This window comes from Chitinivibrionales bacterium, assembly GCA_035516255.1.
Classification (GTDB): Bacteria; Fibrobacterota; Chitinivibrionia; order Chitinivibrionales; family FEN-1185; genus FEN-1185.
In genome coordinates, this window is record DATJAL010000013.1 from 46,974 (window position 1) to 62,020 (window position 15,047).

At 57.7% G+C, this 15,047-nt stretch carries 11 protein-coding genes; 3 read left to right on the forward strand and 8 right to left on the reverse strand.

Features of this window, described 5'->3' with window-relative positions; genetic code table 11:
• The first annotated feature begins 9 nt into the window (after positions 1–9).
• Together VLX68_04110 and VLX68_04115 are read left to right on the forward strand one after the other, a co-directional pair.
• A complete protein-coding gene (locus VLX68_04110) occupies positions 10–471 on the forward strand; it encodes a hypothetical protein (protein ID HUI91414.1) in 462 nt (153 codons plus the stop codon).
• Complete coding sequence (locus tag VLX68_04115) at positions 468–935, forward strand: PTS sugar transporter subunit IIA (GenBank protein ID HUI91415.1); 468 nt, start codon at positions 468–470, stop codon at positions 933–935. Before VLX68_04110 ends, VLX68_04115 begins: the two co-directional genes overlap by 4 nt.
• A gap of 57 nt (positions 936–992) precedes the next feature.
• Here VLX68_04115 and VLX68_04120 read toward each other — a convergent pair whose 3' ends face one another.
• The 4 genes from VLX68_04120 to smc all read right to left on the reverse strand — a co-directional run bounded on the left by VLX68_04120 (position 993) and on the right by smc (position 9,934).
• Positions 993–1,643, reverse strand: a complete 651-nt coding sequence (locus VLX68_04120; GenBank protein HUI91416.1) for a PIN domain-containing protein — start codon at positions 1,641–1,643, stop codon at positions 993–995.
• A 265-nt stretch (positions 1,644–1,908) separates the two neighbouring features.
• The gene (locus tag VLX68_04125; protein HUI91417.1) at positions 1,909–4,050 is read right to left on the reverse strand and encodes an ABC transporter ATP-binding protein; all 2,142 of its coding nucleotides are present in this window, start codon (positions 4,048–4,050) and stop codon (positions 1,909–1,911) included.
• A 251-nt stretch (positions 4,051–4,301) separates the two neighbouring features.
• Entirely contained in the window at positions 4,302–6,083 is a 1,782-nt protein-coding gene (locus VLX68_04130) for an ABC transporter ATP-binding protein (protein ID HUI91418.1), read from the reverse strand.
• Between the two features lie 302 nt (positions 6,084–6,385).
• A complete protein-coding gene (smc, locus tag VLX68_04135) occupies positions 6,386–9,934 on the reverse strand; it encodes a chromosome segregation protein SMC (GenBank protein ID HUI91419.1) in 3,549 nt (1,182 codons plus the stop codon).
• Positions 9,935–10,644: 710 nt separating this feature from the next.
• Between smc and VLX68_04140 the strand changes: the two genes are divergently transcribed.
• The gene (locus VLX68_04140) at positions 10,645–11,487 is read left to right on the forward strand and encodes a hypothetical protein (GenBank protein HUI91420.1); all 843 of its coding nucleotides are present in this window, start codon (positions 10,645–10,647) and stop codon (positions 11,485–11,487) included.
• Positions 11,488–11,515: 28 nt separating this feature from the next.
• On the opposite strand, the gene VLX68_04145 is transcribed toward VLX68_04140, so the two are convergent.
• The 4 genes from VLX68_04145 to purB form a co-directional block, all read right to left on the reverse strand.
• Positions 11,516–11,848 carry a helix-turn-helix domain-containing protein gene (locus VLX68_04145; protein ID HUI91421.1) on the reverse strand — a complete coding sequence of 111 codons (333 nt, stop codon included), beginning with the start codon at positions 11,846–11,848 and terminating at the stop codon, positions 11,516–11,518.
• Positions 11,845–12,168: a hypothetical protein gene (locus tag VLX68_04150; protein HUI91422.1), complete on the reverse strand. Its 324-nt coding sequence runs from the start codon at positions 12,166–12,168 to the stop codon at positions 11,845–11,847. Before VLX68_04150 ends, VLX68_04145 begins: the two co-directional genes overlap by 4 nt.
• A gap of 292 nt (positions 12,169–12,460) precedes the next feature.
• On the reverse strand, positions 12,461–13,288 hold the full coding sequence (locus VLX68_04155; protein ID HUI91423.1) for a histidinol-phosphatase: 828 nt from the start codon (positions 13,286–13,288) through the stop codon (positions 12,461–12,463).
• A gap of 98 nt (positions 13,289–13,386) precedes the next feature.
• Positions 13,387–14,841, reverse strand: coding sequence for an adenylosuccinate lyase (gene purB / locus VLX68_04160; GenBank protein HUI91424.1), 1,455 nt, complete (start codon positions 14,839–14,841; stop codon positions 13,387–13,389).
• Positions 14,842–15,047 lie beyond the last annotated feature (206 nt).

The window sequence follows — 15,047 nt, forward strand, 5'->3', positions numbered from 1 at the left end:
CATGGTGAAATGGTACTTTCCCTTGAAATTAGTTATATTAAGGGCTGCCATTTGGTTGAGTCCTTCTTCCAATGGGAACATGTTCATGAGATCTCACTTCGTGCCGATGTGCATGGGACGCGCGGATGGCCCGGGCGATCCGTCGGTAATCACCCCTGTTTTTCTTTCAGCGACGCCAATCTGACCTTACCCTTGCCGAAGGAATACCCGATGTTCCGAACTGTCATGGGCTTTCTGCAACATCATGGATTTCACCTCATGTTGACCGGCCTTGCCGTCATCGGGATCTGCGCCTTATTCTTCGTCGTTGCCGTGAACGGGCACCATATGACCCTTGCCCTTAAAAACAGGATATTTTTTATCGCATTCGGAGGGCTCATCATTTACGCCGTCGGCAGGGTGCTGGCGTTTCTCGAAAACAGAAGGCAAAGAGCCGAGCCTGAACCCGGCGGCGGCAAGGATCCAGCGTGAAAATCCAAGACATCCTGCAAAAAAACAGCATCATCACCAACCTTGAGCCCACGGACAAGACCGCGCTGCTGTCCCAGATGGGAAAATACCTGGCGTCGCTGTACGACCTGAGGGACCAGGACCTCATCGTGCGGAAGATCCTCGACCGCGAAGCCGAGATGTCAACCGGCATCGGCTTCGGCATCGCGATCCCGCATGCGCGCATCGAGGGCATCGACCGCGTGTACATGGCCGCGGGCCGGAGCGTGAAGGGCATCGACTTCAACGCCATCGACGAACAGCCCGTGCACCTGGTGTTCATGATGCTGTCGCCCGCCAGCGCCTCGAGCCAGTACACCCAGCTCCTTTCTTCTCTGTCAAGGGTCATGTCGTACGAGGAGATCCGCAGCAGCCTCGTGGAGACCGATGACCCGGAAAAGTTCCTGGAGGTCATCATCCGTGGGGAGAACAAGTACGTCGAATAGCCTCGGGCGTCACGACGTCTTCAATGCATCAATCGACATCTCCCGAAGCATTTCCCCTTATCTATATATCACCGCCCCGTTTCTCACCTGAATCACCTTGTCCTCCACCAGCCTGCTCACCATTTCCTCCGCTTCGGTCTCGCTTATCTTTCTCCTGCATATGCTCACGATCTGGTTCCGCAGGGTCTTCCTGTTCTTCGGTTTTTGCGCCTTTGCATTCGCCAGTTTCCCCTTGACAAGCGTATACCAGTCCTCCGTTCCGCCGCCGCCGGGTTTTGCCGCGGGCGCCGCCGGTCTGCCCGCGGGCGCGGCGGGTTTTACGGCCGGGGCGGCCGTTCTTTGCAGCGCCAGGTCGGCGATGGACGGCGCCACCCTGCACGGTATGCCCTCGACCTGGCTTAAAAAGTCCGCGAGCACCTTGAACCCCGTGTCCCGTGAAATGATGTGGAAGGAGGGGTCCGGAATCTCCCTTGAGAGTTTCCCGATGAAGTAGGCGATGTGGAAATCGGCCGCGTTTTTGCCCTGGCCCTTTATGGTGACGAGCTCGAATTTCTCTTTGCCGAACTCGAGCGCGAGCCGGGTGAATTCGCTGGTGAACTTCTGGTTTTCGGCGTGAAAGACCTTTATCAGCACGTCGTGCGAAAGCAGCGGCCTCAGGTTGTGTTTCTGGACGTTCTCGTAGTCGATGAGGATGATGTGTTTCTTCATGAAATCCTTTCCGCGGCCTTCCCTTGTCAGAGTATACCGTGCATCCCGGGGGAATGCAATGGAATCCGTTTCGGCGCGTTAATTCTTGCCATGATTTTAAAAGATATTGATGGCTGCCCGGCGGGGGCCGACAGGCAAAATATAAATGACGCAACTTCCACAATAATAATCTGAAAGCGCGTTCACGAGCGGCTCGTCACAAAAAAAACATCGGTGACAAGCAACGTTCCTTATTCCCCATTGCCTTCCTCAAGAATTATTTCTTTTACACCGCTCCAAACTGCAATTTATACAACTCGTGGTACAATCCCCTTTTCGCGATGAGCGACGCGTGGTTCCCCTGCTCGGCGATAACGCCGTTGTCAAGCACGAGGATGTTGTGCGCGTTCTGGATGGTGGAGAGCCGGTGCGCCACGATGATTGAGGTGCGGCCCTCGATCAGGTGCGCGATGGCGTCCTGGATCAGGCGCTCGGTCTCGGTGTCGATGGTGGAGGTCGCCTCGTCGAGCACAAGGATCGAGGGATCGGCGTACAGCGCTCGTCCGAAGGCCAAAAGCTGGCGCTCGCCGGCCGAAAACGTGGCGCCCCGCTCCGCGACCGGCTCGTTTTCGTGTCCCGGGAGGCGGGATATGAATTTGTCAAGGTGTGTGACGTTGCTTACCCGCGAAAACATCGCCGGATCATAGGCGCCGCTCAGCGCCACGTTTTCGCGCAGCGTGCGGGAAAAGAGGAACACGTCCTGCATCACGGTGGCGATGGCGCCGCGCAGCACGCCGTAGGGAATGTCGCTGATGTTGATGCCGTCGATCAGAATGCGCCCCTTTTGGACGGGATATAACCGCGACAGCAGGCTGATGATGGTCGATTTTCCCGCGCCGGTCCCGCCCACGATGGCAAGCGTCTGCCGCGGCTTGACATTAAAGGAAACGCCCTTGAGCACCCATGCGTCCGGATTATACCCGAACCAGACGTCGTCGAACACGATCTCGCCCCGGAACCGGTCCGTTTCGCCGTGCGCCTTGACAAACGCGGCTCGGGCGGCGGCACCGGTCGCCTCGCGCTTTGCGTCCGCGTTGAACACGCCGAGGATCTTCTCGCCGGCCGCCGTGGCGCTCTGCATGATGTCGAATTTCTCCGACAGGTCGGCGATGGGCTCGAAAAACGTGCCGATGTACGAGATGAACATGACCACCAGCCCGTACGACACCATGCCGTCGGCGATCAGGTTCGCGCCGAAGAAAAGCACGGACCCCACCGCGAACCACCGGAAAAAATCGATGAGCGGCCTGAACACGGCGTAAATGTAAACTTGCCTGATGTTCGCGATGTACACGTCCTCATTGATGCGCCGGAACCTGACAAGCTGCTTTGCCTCCTGCACGAAGATCTGCACGATGCGGATGCCGGAGATGTTCTCGTTGATGAACGCGTTGAGGTCCGCGATCTTGGTGCGGATGATCCGGTACGCATCGCGGGCCTTGATGCGGAAGACGAGCGTCACGACGAACAGGAACGGGAACGTCACGGCGACCGCGCACGCCAGCGTGACATTGACAAAAAACATGACCGCGGTGACGCCGATGAGGATGAGGATGTCCTGGAACAGGGTGACCAGCACCGACGAGAACATCTCGTTGAGCACCTCGATGTCGTTGGTGACCCGGTTCACGAGCTTGCCGATGGGGTTTTTGTCGAAAAACGAGATTTCGAGCGAGAGGATGTGGCCGAACAGGTCCCTGCGCAGGTCCCGCATGGAGTGCTGGGAGAGGCGCATGAGCGACACGATCTGCAGATACGACGCCGCGAACTGGACGCAGAAAATGGCGATCATGAGCAGCACGTAGCGCCCGATGCTGCGCACATCGGCCATGCGTAAAGACAGCAGTTCTCTGTTGGTAAATTCCGAAAACGCCTGAGGACGGGCCAGATATGTTTGGCCGGGGAATTCCTTGATGTCGCCCCGGGCAATAAGGCCGGAGAGTTTTTTTTGCGCGGCCTCGCCAAGCAGCGGCCGCTCAATGAGCGTATACTTCTCCGCTGAAAAAATGCCCGATGAAATGAACTTGGCGATTTGCGACTTGGAAAAAAACGAAAGCCTCGATTGGAGAATGAATGATTCCCCGCTGTTGAGTTTGATCGCCCTTGCCATGCGCTTTACAAGTTCGCCATTCCCAGCAGACGTAATCAATCGTTCATCGACAAGATATCCCTGCTTGACAATATAGCGGTCGATGACGGTCTTTGCGATGTACGGGACGGCAAGCGTCGCCGTCGTGATGACCGCCACGCAGAACAGGGAGAAGAAAAGCTGGCCCTTGTATTTCATCACGTATCCGTAAAGGACGCGCATGATTTCCCGGTTGTACAGCTTTGCGCTGGAGGTGTCTTCTTCGTGATAGTAATTCATTTATTATTCCCCAAATATTTTAATCCGGGCGTTTCCCTCGCCTTCGTCAAGACTCAGGCTCGGGTCGGCCGTCCTTCCGGTCCCAGCTTCGCCTCGGGCTGCCACGGCCCCTCTATGCCTTCGGCGAGGGCCGGGCAGCACCGCGCCCCGGCGCGGCCTCCAGTCCTGCCTAACGCGGCGGCGGAGATCCATAATGTTAATAACTTGCAATGGCGCCAATCGCACACTCTTTTCATTATGACAACCATCCGTCACTTATCAATTATCTTTTCTTCTAGCTTTTGCAACCGGTAAAGTCTTGCATAAAACCCGTCTCGCTTCAACAACTCCTTATAGCTCCCCTGTTCCGTAATTTGTCCGTCGTCCAGTACAATAATTGAATCGCAGCGCATCACGGTGGACACCCGGTGGGCGACGACCAGCGAGGTGCGTCCCTTTATCTCTTGTGAAAGCGAGGCGAATATTTTGCGCTCGGTCGACGCGTCGACCGACGAGAGCGCGTCATCGAGCACGAGGATCTTCGGGTTGACCAGCAGCGCGCGGCTGATGGCCAGCCGCTGCTTCTGTCCGCCCGACAGCGTGACGCCGCGCTCGCCGATGGTGGTGGAAAAGCCGTTGTTAAGGTTCAGCATCTCGTCGTATACGGCTGACTGCCGCGCGACGCGCTCCACCGCCGGCCGGGACGCCGCGCCTTCCGCCATGCCGAACGCGATGTTGTTCTCCACGGTATCGGAAAATAAAAACGAGTCCTGCGGAACATACCCGATGGAGCGCCGCAGGGAATCCAGGGGGATGTCGTTGATGTCGTATCCGTCAATTATTATTCTTTCGCGCCCGAGGGGGAACAGGTGAAACAGCAGCGAGATGAGCGTTGTCTTGCCGCTGCCCGGCTTCCCCATGATGCCGAGCGATGAGCCGGCCGGGACGGTGAGGGAAACGTTTTTAAGCACGTCGCGACCGTCCGGTGTATAGCGAAACGTAAGGCCGCGCGCCTCGATATTCCCTTTTGTCACCCCAGCGCCGGGCGCGCCGCTCTTGACTTCCACGTCGGGCCGCGCGTCCATGAGCGCGATCACGCGCTTCGCCGACGCGATGCCGCGCTGGAACATGTTGAACACCCAGCCCACGGCCATCATGGGCCACACGAACAGCCCGATGTAAAACGCGAACGAGACGAACTGGCCCAGCGTTATCCTGCTTTCGATCACGTACCTCCCGCCGAAAAAATAGAGCAGCGACACCGACAGCGAGGCGAGAAACGTTATCATGGGGAAAAAGAACCCGAACAGCCGCACGAGCCTGATGTTCTTTGCCACGTAGCCGTCGCACTCCTTGACAAATCCGTCAAGCTCCTTCCCCTCCTGCACGAACCCCTTGATCACGCGGATGCCCGAAAACGCCTCCTGCGTGCGCGACGAGATGTCGCCGAACGAAGCCTGCACGTCGGCGAACCTGGTCTGGATAACGGCGCCGAACCGCAGCATCACGAACACGATGACCGGCAGCGGCGCCACGGTGAGCAGCGTGAGCTTCACGTTGATCGCCATCATGAACACGAGCGACATCGTGCCCATGAACGCCGCGTCGGTGAGGCCGATCACCCCGAGGCCCGCGGCCATGCGCACGGCGTTGAGGTCGTTGACGAGCAGCGCCATGAGGTCGCCGGTTTTTGTCTTGTTGAAATACGAAAACGACAGGCCGAGCAGCCGGCCGAACATGTCCTCGCGCATCCGCGTCTCTATTTTGCGAGCCGGCCGCATGATGCACAGCCGCCAGAAAAAACGGATCACCACCATGCACCCCGCGAGCGCCGCGATGGTCATCGCATTGGTCAAGATACCGCCGCGGGAAAAATGTTCCTCGCCGAGCAGGTCGACGGTTTTCTGCACGATGCGCGGGATGACGAGCTGGATGAGGTCGACCATGACCAGCAGCGCGATGCCCGCCGCGACCGACCAGGCGTGCTTTTTAAGATAGGAAAGAAGAAAAACGGCGGCTTTTTTGGTGGAGACGGCGGAGTCGGGTTGAGGCATGGAAGAAAAATACTTGCTAATAAAGTTGACGCGTTAGCGGGTTGACGTGTTGACGTGTTAAAAAAATCTGCCGGATCCCAGATCAGAATCTTTGTGCCATTTATTTCACCCGATTACTGTATACGACATTCTTTTCAGCCATGTCATAAATCTCCTTCACCGGCCCGGCCTTTTTAATTTGGAAAGGGTGTAAAATTGGTGGGAGAATGGGGGTCAGGGGATGTTTTTTCTTGATTTACAGCTGATAATTACCCTCTTAAACACCCTCACCCGCGCCGCCATACCCGCGGCGCGGGGAAAGGTCACGCCGCCTTCAGCGCCACGTCCTCGAACTTGACGCCCACGATCGTGGAGACGCCGTGCTCCTGCTGCGTCACGCCGTAGAGCAGGTCGGCAGCCTCCATGGTGCGCTTGTTGTGCGTCACCACGATGAACTGCGTCTGCTCCGAGAACTTCTTGAGGATGCTCACGAAGCGGCCGATGTTCGCGTCGTCGAGCGGCGCGTCAAGCTCGTCGAGGATGCAATAGGCCGACGGCTTGACAAGGTAGAGCGAGAAGAGCAGCGAGATCGCGGTGAGCGCGCGCTCGCCTCCCGACAGCAGGGCGATGCCGCGCATTTTCTTGCCCGCGGGCCGCACGTTGATGGCGATGGCCGCCTCCAGCGGATCGGCGTTCTCCTCGAGCGAAAGGTGGGCCTCGCCGCCCTCAAAGAGCGTGGTGAACATGGTGATGAAGTTCTTCTGCACCTGCTCGAACGTGGCCACGAACTGCACGCGCGCCTCCTTGTCGAGCTTCTTGATCGCCTTTTCAAGGTCGTCGACCGCGGTCTGCAGATCGTCCCGCTGCGCCGTCATCTCGCGCAGCCGCGCGCTCTCGGCCTCGAAATCGGTGAGCGCGGCCATGTTCACATCGCCCAGTCTGCGCAGCCGCTCCTTGAAGGTGTTGATACGCTCGACCACCACGGCCTCCTCCTCTTCCACGCGGAGGAGGTCCTCGGGCGGGGACTCGAGGTCCACTTTGTAAACCTCGAACATCCGCTCGCGGATGCGGCGTTTCTCCTGCTCGTCGCGGGCCTGGTCGAGCTCGAGGCCGTGGAACTTGTTCGACAGCTCCTCGGCCTCGGCCTGGTCGGCCTTGAGCGCCTTGCGCTGTTCCTCGATCCCGATCTGCATGGCGCTCAGCTTGTCGCGCTGCGCGGCCCGCTCCCGCTCGAGCCCGGCTCGTCGTGCGGTCTGCTGCTCGAGCTGCTGCTGCTGGCCCGCGAGCGACGATTCGAGCGCCGCCGCGTCGGCGGCCGCCTGCTGTTTTTCCTGCGCGGTCTTTTCCTTTGTGGCGGTGAAGTGCTTTACATTCTGGACAAGCCGCTCCACGTCCTGGCGCTCCTGGTTGATCCGCGCGGTAAGGCCCATGGTCTCCAGCTCGATGTTCTTGAGATGGTCGGCCATGGCGATGCGCTGCTGCTGCATCTCGGCGAGCGCGGCGCGGGAGAGCTCCACGCGGTTTTCGACGCCCTGCCGCTGCATCACGAGCTCCTCGCAGCGCAGCTCGGCCGTCTTGATTTGCGCGTCGATCTCGACCATGCGCTCCCGCGTGCGGCCGATCTCAAGGCGCAGTTCCTGCATCGAGGCCTCCACGGCGCGGCTCTCGTTCTCGTGGTGCATGATGGTGGTCTCCTGCTCCTGCTGCTGCCTGCGGCCGGTGTTGAGTTTCTCGTCGACCTCCACGAGCGCGAACTTGGCCTCGTCGCGGTTGATGATGCAGATCTCCTTGTCGTGGATAACGCGCTGGTATTCCTTTTCGAACCTCTCAATGTCGGCAATGCATTTTTCGATTTGCTGTTTGCGCTGGAGGATGCCGGGCTGCTGCTTCTTGGGGGCGCCGGCGAGCACGCACCCGTTTTCGAGGCACACCACGCCGTCGCGCGAGGCAAACACCGCGCCGGCGTTCTCGTTGGCGCAAGAAAGGGCCTCGCCCGCGGTCGCCGTGACAAAGGCGTTGCCGAAAAGAAAATCGGCGACGCACGCGTGGCCGTCGCTCGTCTGCACATAGCCACGAAGCGGTTCCGCGCCCGGCAGCGCAGTGGCCGAGACGGCCTGACGCCGCCGCAGCCGCTCGATGGACACCATGCGGGCCGAGCCTGCCTGTTCACGGGTGAGAAAGTCGATGGCGTTCTTAAGGTCGGCGTCCGTTGAAAACACGAGGGTCTGGATCGCCGGACCCAGCACGCGCTCCACGAGCTTGAGCAAGGATTCGTCGGGCACGCGCACGAGGTCTGCCACGATGCCGGCGACGCCGGGAAGGTTCCCGGTGAGCACGGCCTTCACGCCGCTCTCGTACCCTTCAAAGGAGGCGTCGAGCCCTTCCAAAAAGGCGCGCTGCGATTTGCACGCGTCAATCTGCGCCTCGAGTTTCTTTTCGCTTCCAACCAATGCTTGGTATTGCACATCTTCCTTCTCGATGCGGGCGAGCAGCGATTCGCGCGACGCCGACAGGTTCTTATGCGATACAGCGGCGCTCTCAAGCTGGCGCCGGCACAGCTCCACGGCCTCGCGGTATTCGTCGAGCCGAGCCTGCAGCGCGGCGAGCTCCTTCTCGTCGTGCTCGCAGCGTTCCGCGCCGCTGGCGTGGTTGGTCTTGAGCGTGGTCACGGCGTTTTTCTGCTCGCCGATCGCGTTGATCACCTCGATCTGCTCCGCGGCGGCCCTGTCGGCCGCCTCCCGGCACAGCGTAACCTTCCCGTCAAACGCCACGAGCTCGCCGCGGGCGCGGCCGACCTTCTCGTTGCATGCGTCAAGCTCGGTCACGTGCTCGATGATCCCTTTTTCCAGCTGCATACGCAGGCCGTTGGCCGCCTCGACCTGTTCGTCGAGGCCGGCCTGCTCCCGGTCGCACCGGGCCATGTTCTCGCGCAAATTAACGATGTTGGTTTTTGCCACCGACATGTCGCGGTCGAGCGTGATGATGGCCTCGTTGGCCTCGGCCACGCGTTTCGCCGCCGCCTCGAGCTCCTTCTCTTGCTCGAGCGCCGCGAGCTGCGCCTGCTCGATGGCGGCCTCGGCCGAGGCGGCCCGCGTCCGCGCGACCTGGCGCCGCTGGTCGCACTCGTCAAGCTCCTTCTTCCGCGCGTCGAGGACGCCGGTGTAGGCGGTGTAGCGCCGGTGCTCGAAGCCCACCTCGAGCGACTTGAGCTCGTTGAAATAACGCCGGTACCGGTTCGCCTTTTCAACGTGGCGCGCGAGCATGCGCACCTGGCGGTCGGCCTCCTGCACCGTGTCGTTGATGCGGAGCAGGTCCTGCCGAGTGCGGTCGAGCTGGCGCAGGCTCTCCTTCCGACGCTCCTTGTATTTGCCGATGCCCGCGGCCTCCTCGAACAGGACGCGCCGCTCCTCGGCCTTGTCGCTCAAAATGGAATTGATCATGGCGTTTTCGATGGTGGTGTAGGCGGTGCTGCCCACGCCGGTGTCGAGGAACATGGTGTGGATGTCGCGCAGCCGGCACGGCACCTTGTTGATGAGGTATTCGCTCTCGCCGCTGCGGAAGATGCGCCGGGTGATGGCGACCTCGGTGTATTCCGAGGGAAGGATGTTTTTCGTATTCTCTATTGTTAACGTTACTTCGGCGAAGTTGAGCGGCCGCCGCTTCTGCGAGCCGGAAAAAATCACGTCCTGCATGGTGGCGCTGCGCAGCGCCGTGGGCTTCTGCTCGCCGAACACCCACCGTATCGCATCGATCACGTTGCTCTTGCCGCATCCGTTGGGGCCGATCACCGCGGTCACGCCTTCACCGAACTCGACCTCAGTCTTGTCTGCAAAGGACTTGAACCCGAAAATCGCCAACTTGCGAAGCACCATAGGTTTTTGTTTCCTTGTTCTAGCGGGGCGGTGGTATAACGGCCTGTTTCTCCTATAGTTAAGGGCGCTACAAGAGATTGATGCTTAACTTAAATAAGATACAATATATGGTGGGTTTTTGTCAAGAGAAGAATTAATGTAACTATTAGGTTTTTAAGGGGGTTTGTTGGGTTTAAGGAGGATTTAAATAGAAATATTTAATGATATGGGCGTTACCCTGTTTGTTGGGGCGAAATATTTTTTCAACAACGTTTCTAAAGGGTAAGGTAGTTGTGCCTTGCACATTCTATTATGTCATTTGCCCTTTTCGCCCCTACAAACAGGGTCGGTTCTCCTTCCGGTCTCGGCCTTCGGCCTCGGGCTGCCACGGCCCCTATATGCCTTCGGCGAGGGCCGGGCAGCACCGCGCCCCAGCGCGGCCTCCAGTCGCCCCTAACGCGCGGGTGGGTGACAAATGCGAGATCGGAGAGTTGTGAGCGCAGGACATTGCTTTTGTTGCGGGTTCGTTTTAACCTCACCCCCGGCCCTAAAAATTAACCGGATAGTTCTTGTGAAAAAGAGAAAAATGGGGTATTATAGGGGTAATCCCACTACAACTGCGAATTTCCCCGTGTTTTGAGTGCTGCTCCGGATTTAACAGGAGATGAGTTGCCATGTTTGTTTGCGCCTCACGGGTTAAAGCGGGCGGAAGAAAGATGAAGAGGTTTTTTATGAGAAAAATAATTTTGATGGGAATGATGGGATTGGTGATGGCGGGGAATGGCGTTGCAAAAACGGAAGGTGGATTAATACTTTCTGGTCTTGATACCATTAGCACACCAAAACAAACGGGATTTGATTTTGTGACGCAAACCTGTTGCACTACTTCAATAAATATAGCGCCTTATAAATGTGTAAACCATTTCTTAATTAATGCTTATCTAGCAACTAAATATTTGTTGTCATTATGGCCTGATAATCAAAATGGCCCCGCATATTGCATAAATATGGATAAAATGAATCTCGATTCAATAAAAGCCGCTCCATCAGACAGTATTTTTTATTTACAGCCAAATGGTCACGGAGATGATATCCCTGTCGACTCCCTCTCCTCCCGCATCGGCAACGTCTACCTTATGAAGACCGCCCCCGATCCTCGGGATGGCTATCCTTACTATGCAAAGATCAAAATCATCAAATTTATTGTTGTCGACAGCGCTCAACACCAAATAAAAATGGTTTTTTTATGGGCTGCAAATATTACTGGTTACCACGACCTCACCACCTCCGGTCTCGACACTTTCCATCTCGACGGCACACCCACTCTCACCCAAGACAACTCCCTTTCCGCAACCAGCGCCAACCGCCCCCTCACCCCTGCGGTTTTCAAAGTCGCCACAGGCAAATTCTTCATCCCCCTTGCCTTGCAAAGCCCCGGCGCGTTTCTTTCCATCTACGACCTGTCCGGCAAACAGCTCGCGCGTGTGAGCGCGGGAACCGGCAGGGTAATTGATTTGCGGCAATTCGGGGCGGGAAGGGGCGTGTTTGTGGTGAGGGTGTCGCCTCACCCCTGACCCCTCTCCACGGGAGAAAGACTATTTCTCAGGCTGCATAAGGCCTTGATTGAGAATGTAAATTCGGATGGGCGGCAGTCATAAGGCGCTTGCGGACAGAGGGCATTTCTCTCATAAGTTCCAGCAGAATTTCAACGGGTTTGGGCATTTCGCTTCGACCGGTTTCCCAGTCCTGCAAGGTCCGTAAATTGGCGCCGACAGCCTCGGCAAAGACCTTCTGCGTCAATCCGAGATCTTCCTTACGGATGGATTTCAGCCTCAGCGCCCTGAATTTCTGAAGCTGTTTTTCGGTCATGAGCGAAACGCGGCGATTACCCTTCCGGGACACCCTGGTAACACGATACTTCTGAGAGTTTTTCATAGTATTGTCTCCTTGATAAAACGATAGAGCCTTTTCTTTTCCAGTTCGCTAAGGTCTGTTTTTTCGCTTTTTGAATAGATGTCCAGGAACCAGACTTCGCCGCGCAGATCGACAAAGTAATATATTACCCGGGCACCTCCGCTTTTTCCGGAACCGCGGATCCTCATTCTGATTTTACGGGCGCCGCCGGTGCCCTGCACAAGCCTGCCTTTGCACGGGTTTTTTATCAACTCGTCCTGCAGTTGAAACATTTCTACCGTATCGGCAAGCCTGTCAACTTTCCTGATGAATTCCGGCGTCTCAATAAATACGATGTCCACAGGGATAATATACGGGATTTCCGTAGTAGTGTCAATGGGTATCGGTGTTTAGGTAATATTAAAGGAAAAGCACCTTCGGGAAAGCAGAGGCAGGTTGGTGGTGAGGTTATCAATCGCCGCTCGCGGGTGCGCCCAGCAGAAGGATGAATCTTGCTACTATCGGTACCCGGCCGCACCCAGGAGGGGGTGTGCCCCCGGATCGCCGGCGCGCGGCGCCGGAAGCTGGGGGCCAGGGATTGCGCCCGCCCAACGGAAAGGGCGGAAAGCGCACTTCCCCCACCAAACTATTTTATTATCCTAGTTTAACCTGTTTTCGCTGTTTCTGCTCAAACACCGAATAACACTGAAATCCCTTGCTTTGCAGAAGAGAATTAATCTGCGGGAACGACTTGCCCACCAGTTCGGGCGTGTGGGCGTCGGAGCCGACGGTGATGCAGGCTTGATGCTTTTTTACCTGTTCAAGGAGGACGTCGAAAAGATCGAATTTCTTCAATTCCTCCATCTGCGACCACAAGAAGCCGTTCGCGTTGACCTCGATGCAGGTCCCGTGCGCGGCGGCCAGCGCCACCGACTCCGAAATATATTCCTCGATCCGGGACGCCGGCGCGTCGGGCCAGGCCACGTACCGCCACAAAAAATCCATGTGCGCCAGGGACTGGAACAGACCCGACCGCGCGGCGGATTTCACGGCGCCGAAATACGCCTCGTACACGCGCTTCGCGTCAACCTTGACATATTCGGAAAGGTGGCGCCAGCCGAGTATGGGCAGGCAGTGGATGGAGCCGAGGAGATAGTCGAAGGGATACTGCGAGACGATTTCCTCGGCAAGGTGCTCGGCGCCCTCGATGTAGTCGATCTCGAGGCCGATGCGCACCGCGATGCGGTCCCCGTACGTTTCCTTTAAATCAAGGAGCTCGGAGAAATACCGGGCCATGTCGCGCTCGCGCATGCCCCAGTCCCAGTACCGTTTCTTCTGGTTTTTGCCGAGATAGTAGCGGCCGAGATGGTCGGAGAACCCGATTTCTTTCATGCCCAGGCCGACGGCGGTCTCGATGTAATCGATGGTTTTCCCCTGCGCGTGCCCGCAGTAGGGGGTGTGGACGTGGTAGTCGGAGATCACGCAAGCATCTTCTTCCTATTGGTAAAGCGCCTCACCCCTGCCTTTGGCCACCCCTCTCCACACGGTGGAGAGGGGATGGGGGTGAGGCGCCTTGTCTTCTATACCGTTAAATCCTTCTTTTTGATTGATCCCAGTTTTTTGCCTCTTTCGAGCAGCGGATCGACATATTCCTTGACAAATTCATCTACCTGCTGCGGCGCGCGCCCCACGAACGCGGACACGTCGAGGATCCTGTCGAGGTCCTTTTTCTTCAGCCTGAACGCCGGGTCGGCCACGATGCGCTCGAGCAGGTCATTGGGCTTTCCGTGGAGCTTGATGTTGTTCCCCGCTTCCATGGAATGGCGTCGGATGCGCTCGTGCAGCGCCTGCCGGTCGCCGCCCTTTTTCACCGCCTCCATGAGGATGGTCTCGGTGGCCATGAACGGCAGCTCCTCGGCAACGTGGCGCGCGATCACCCGCGGGTAAACCACCAGCCCCGAAAGCACGTTGAGGCCGATGATGAGTATGGCGTCCGCGGCAAGGAACGCCTCGGGAATGGACAGGCGTTTGTTGGCCGAATCGTCGAGCGTGCGCTCGAGCCACTGCTCGGCCGCGGTGTTGGCCGGCGACGACGAAAGCGAAATGATGTAGCGCGAAAGCGACGTCATGCGCTCGGACCGCATGGGATTGCGCTTGTACGCCATGGCCGACGAGCCCACCTGGCCGCTCTCGAACGGCTCCTCGATTTCCCGCAAATGCATGAGCAGCCTGATGTCGTTGGAGATTTTATGGAACGTCTGCGCGATGCCCGACACGGCCGCGAGGGCCGACGCGTCGATCTTGCGCGAATACGTCTGGCCCGACACCGGCACGGCCCGGTCGAACCCCATTTTGCGAGCTACCATTTTGTCAAGTTTCTTCACCCTGGCCGCATCGCCGTTAAACAGGCTCATGTAGCTGGCCTGCGTGCCCGTGGTTCCCTTGACGCCCAGGAACGGGAGCGTGCCGCAGAACCGCTCGAGCTCCTCGAAGTCCATGCACAGGTCGTACAGCCACAGGCTCGCGCGCTTCCCCACCGTGGTGAGCTGCGCGGGCTGGAAATGCGTGAAGCCGAGCGTGGCAAGCGCCCTGTTTTTAAGCGCGAATTTCCTGAGCGCGGCGATCACGGCGGCGAGCCGCTTGAGCAGGATGAGCACCGCCTCTTTCATCTGGATGAGGTCGGTGTTGTCGCCCACGAACGCGCTCGTGGCGCCGAGGTGGATGATGGGCTTTGCCGCAGGGCAGCGGTCGCCGAACGCGAGGATGTGGGCCATCACGTCGTGGCGGGTCTTGGCTTCATATTTTTTGGCCGCCTCGTAGTCGATGTCGGTGAGGTGCGCCCTCATCTCGCCCACCTGCTCCTGCTTGATGGGAAGCCCGAGCTCCATCTCGCATTCGGCAAGCGCGACCCACAATTTTCTCCAGGTGCCGAACTTGAAATCAGGGGAGAAGACATACGACATCTCGCTGCCGGCATAGCGTTCCAGCAGCGGATTGCTGTATAGAGCGGTCGTGGAATTGTTTTTTTTATTCATGATAATCCCTGAATTTTAATGTCAAAAAATCCATGTCCAAACCGTAATAAGGGGTGAACCTCGCGGCCGCTTTATAAGGAGCGAGAGAACTTTTTAATATAGTTTATTGATATGCAGCCCTTAAAACTGGGATTGTAAAAAACAGATAATTTCAGATAAAACTTGATAGAAGCGTCCTACATTGCTATTTTAATCTATTAATTAGG

Coding starts and splice junctions, on each gene's coding strand:
- smc (HUI91419.1), bottom strand. CDS start 9,934: ATGGTGCTTCGCAAGTTGGCGATTTTCGGGTTCAAGTCCTTTGCAGAC.
- VLX68_04145 (HUI91421.1), bottom strand. CDS start 11,848: ATGAAAAACTCTCAGAAGTATCGTGTTACCAGGGTGTCCCGGAAGGGT.
- VLX68_04140 (HUI91420.1), top strand. CDS start 10,645: ATGAGAAAAATAATTTTGATGGGAATGATGGGATTGGTGATGGCGGGG.
- VLX68_04125 (HUI91417.1), bottom strand. CDS start 4,050: ATGAATTACTATCACGAAGAAGACACCTCCAGCGCAAAGCTGTACAAC.
- VLX68_04130 (HUI91418.1), bottom strand. CDS start 6,083: ATGCCTCAACCCGACTCCGCCGTCTCCACCAAAAAAGCCGCCGTTTTT.
- purB (HUI91424.1), bottom strand. CDS start 14,841: ATGAATAAAAAAAACAATTCCACGACCGCTCTATACAGCAATCCGCTG.
- VLX68_04120 (HUI91416.1), bottom strand. CDS start 1,643: ATGAAGAAACACATCATCCTCATCGACTACGAGAACGTCCAGAAACAC.
- VLX68_04110 (HUI91414.1), top strand. CDS start 10: ATGGTACTTTCCCTTGAAATTAGTTATATTAAGGGCTGCCATTTGGTT.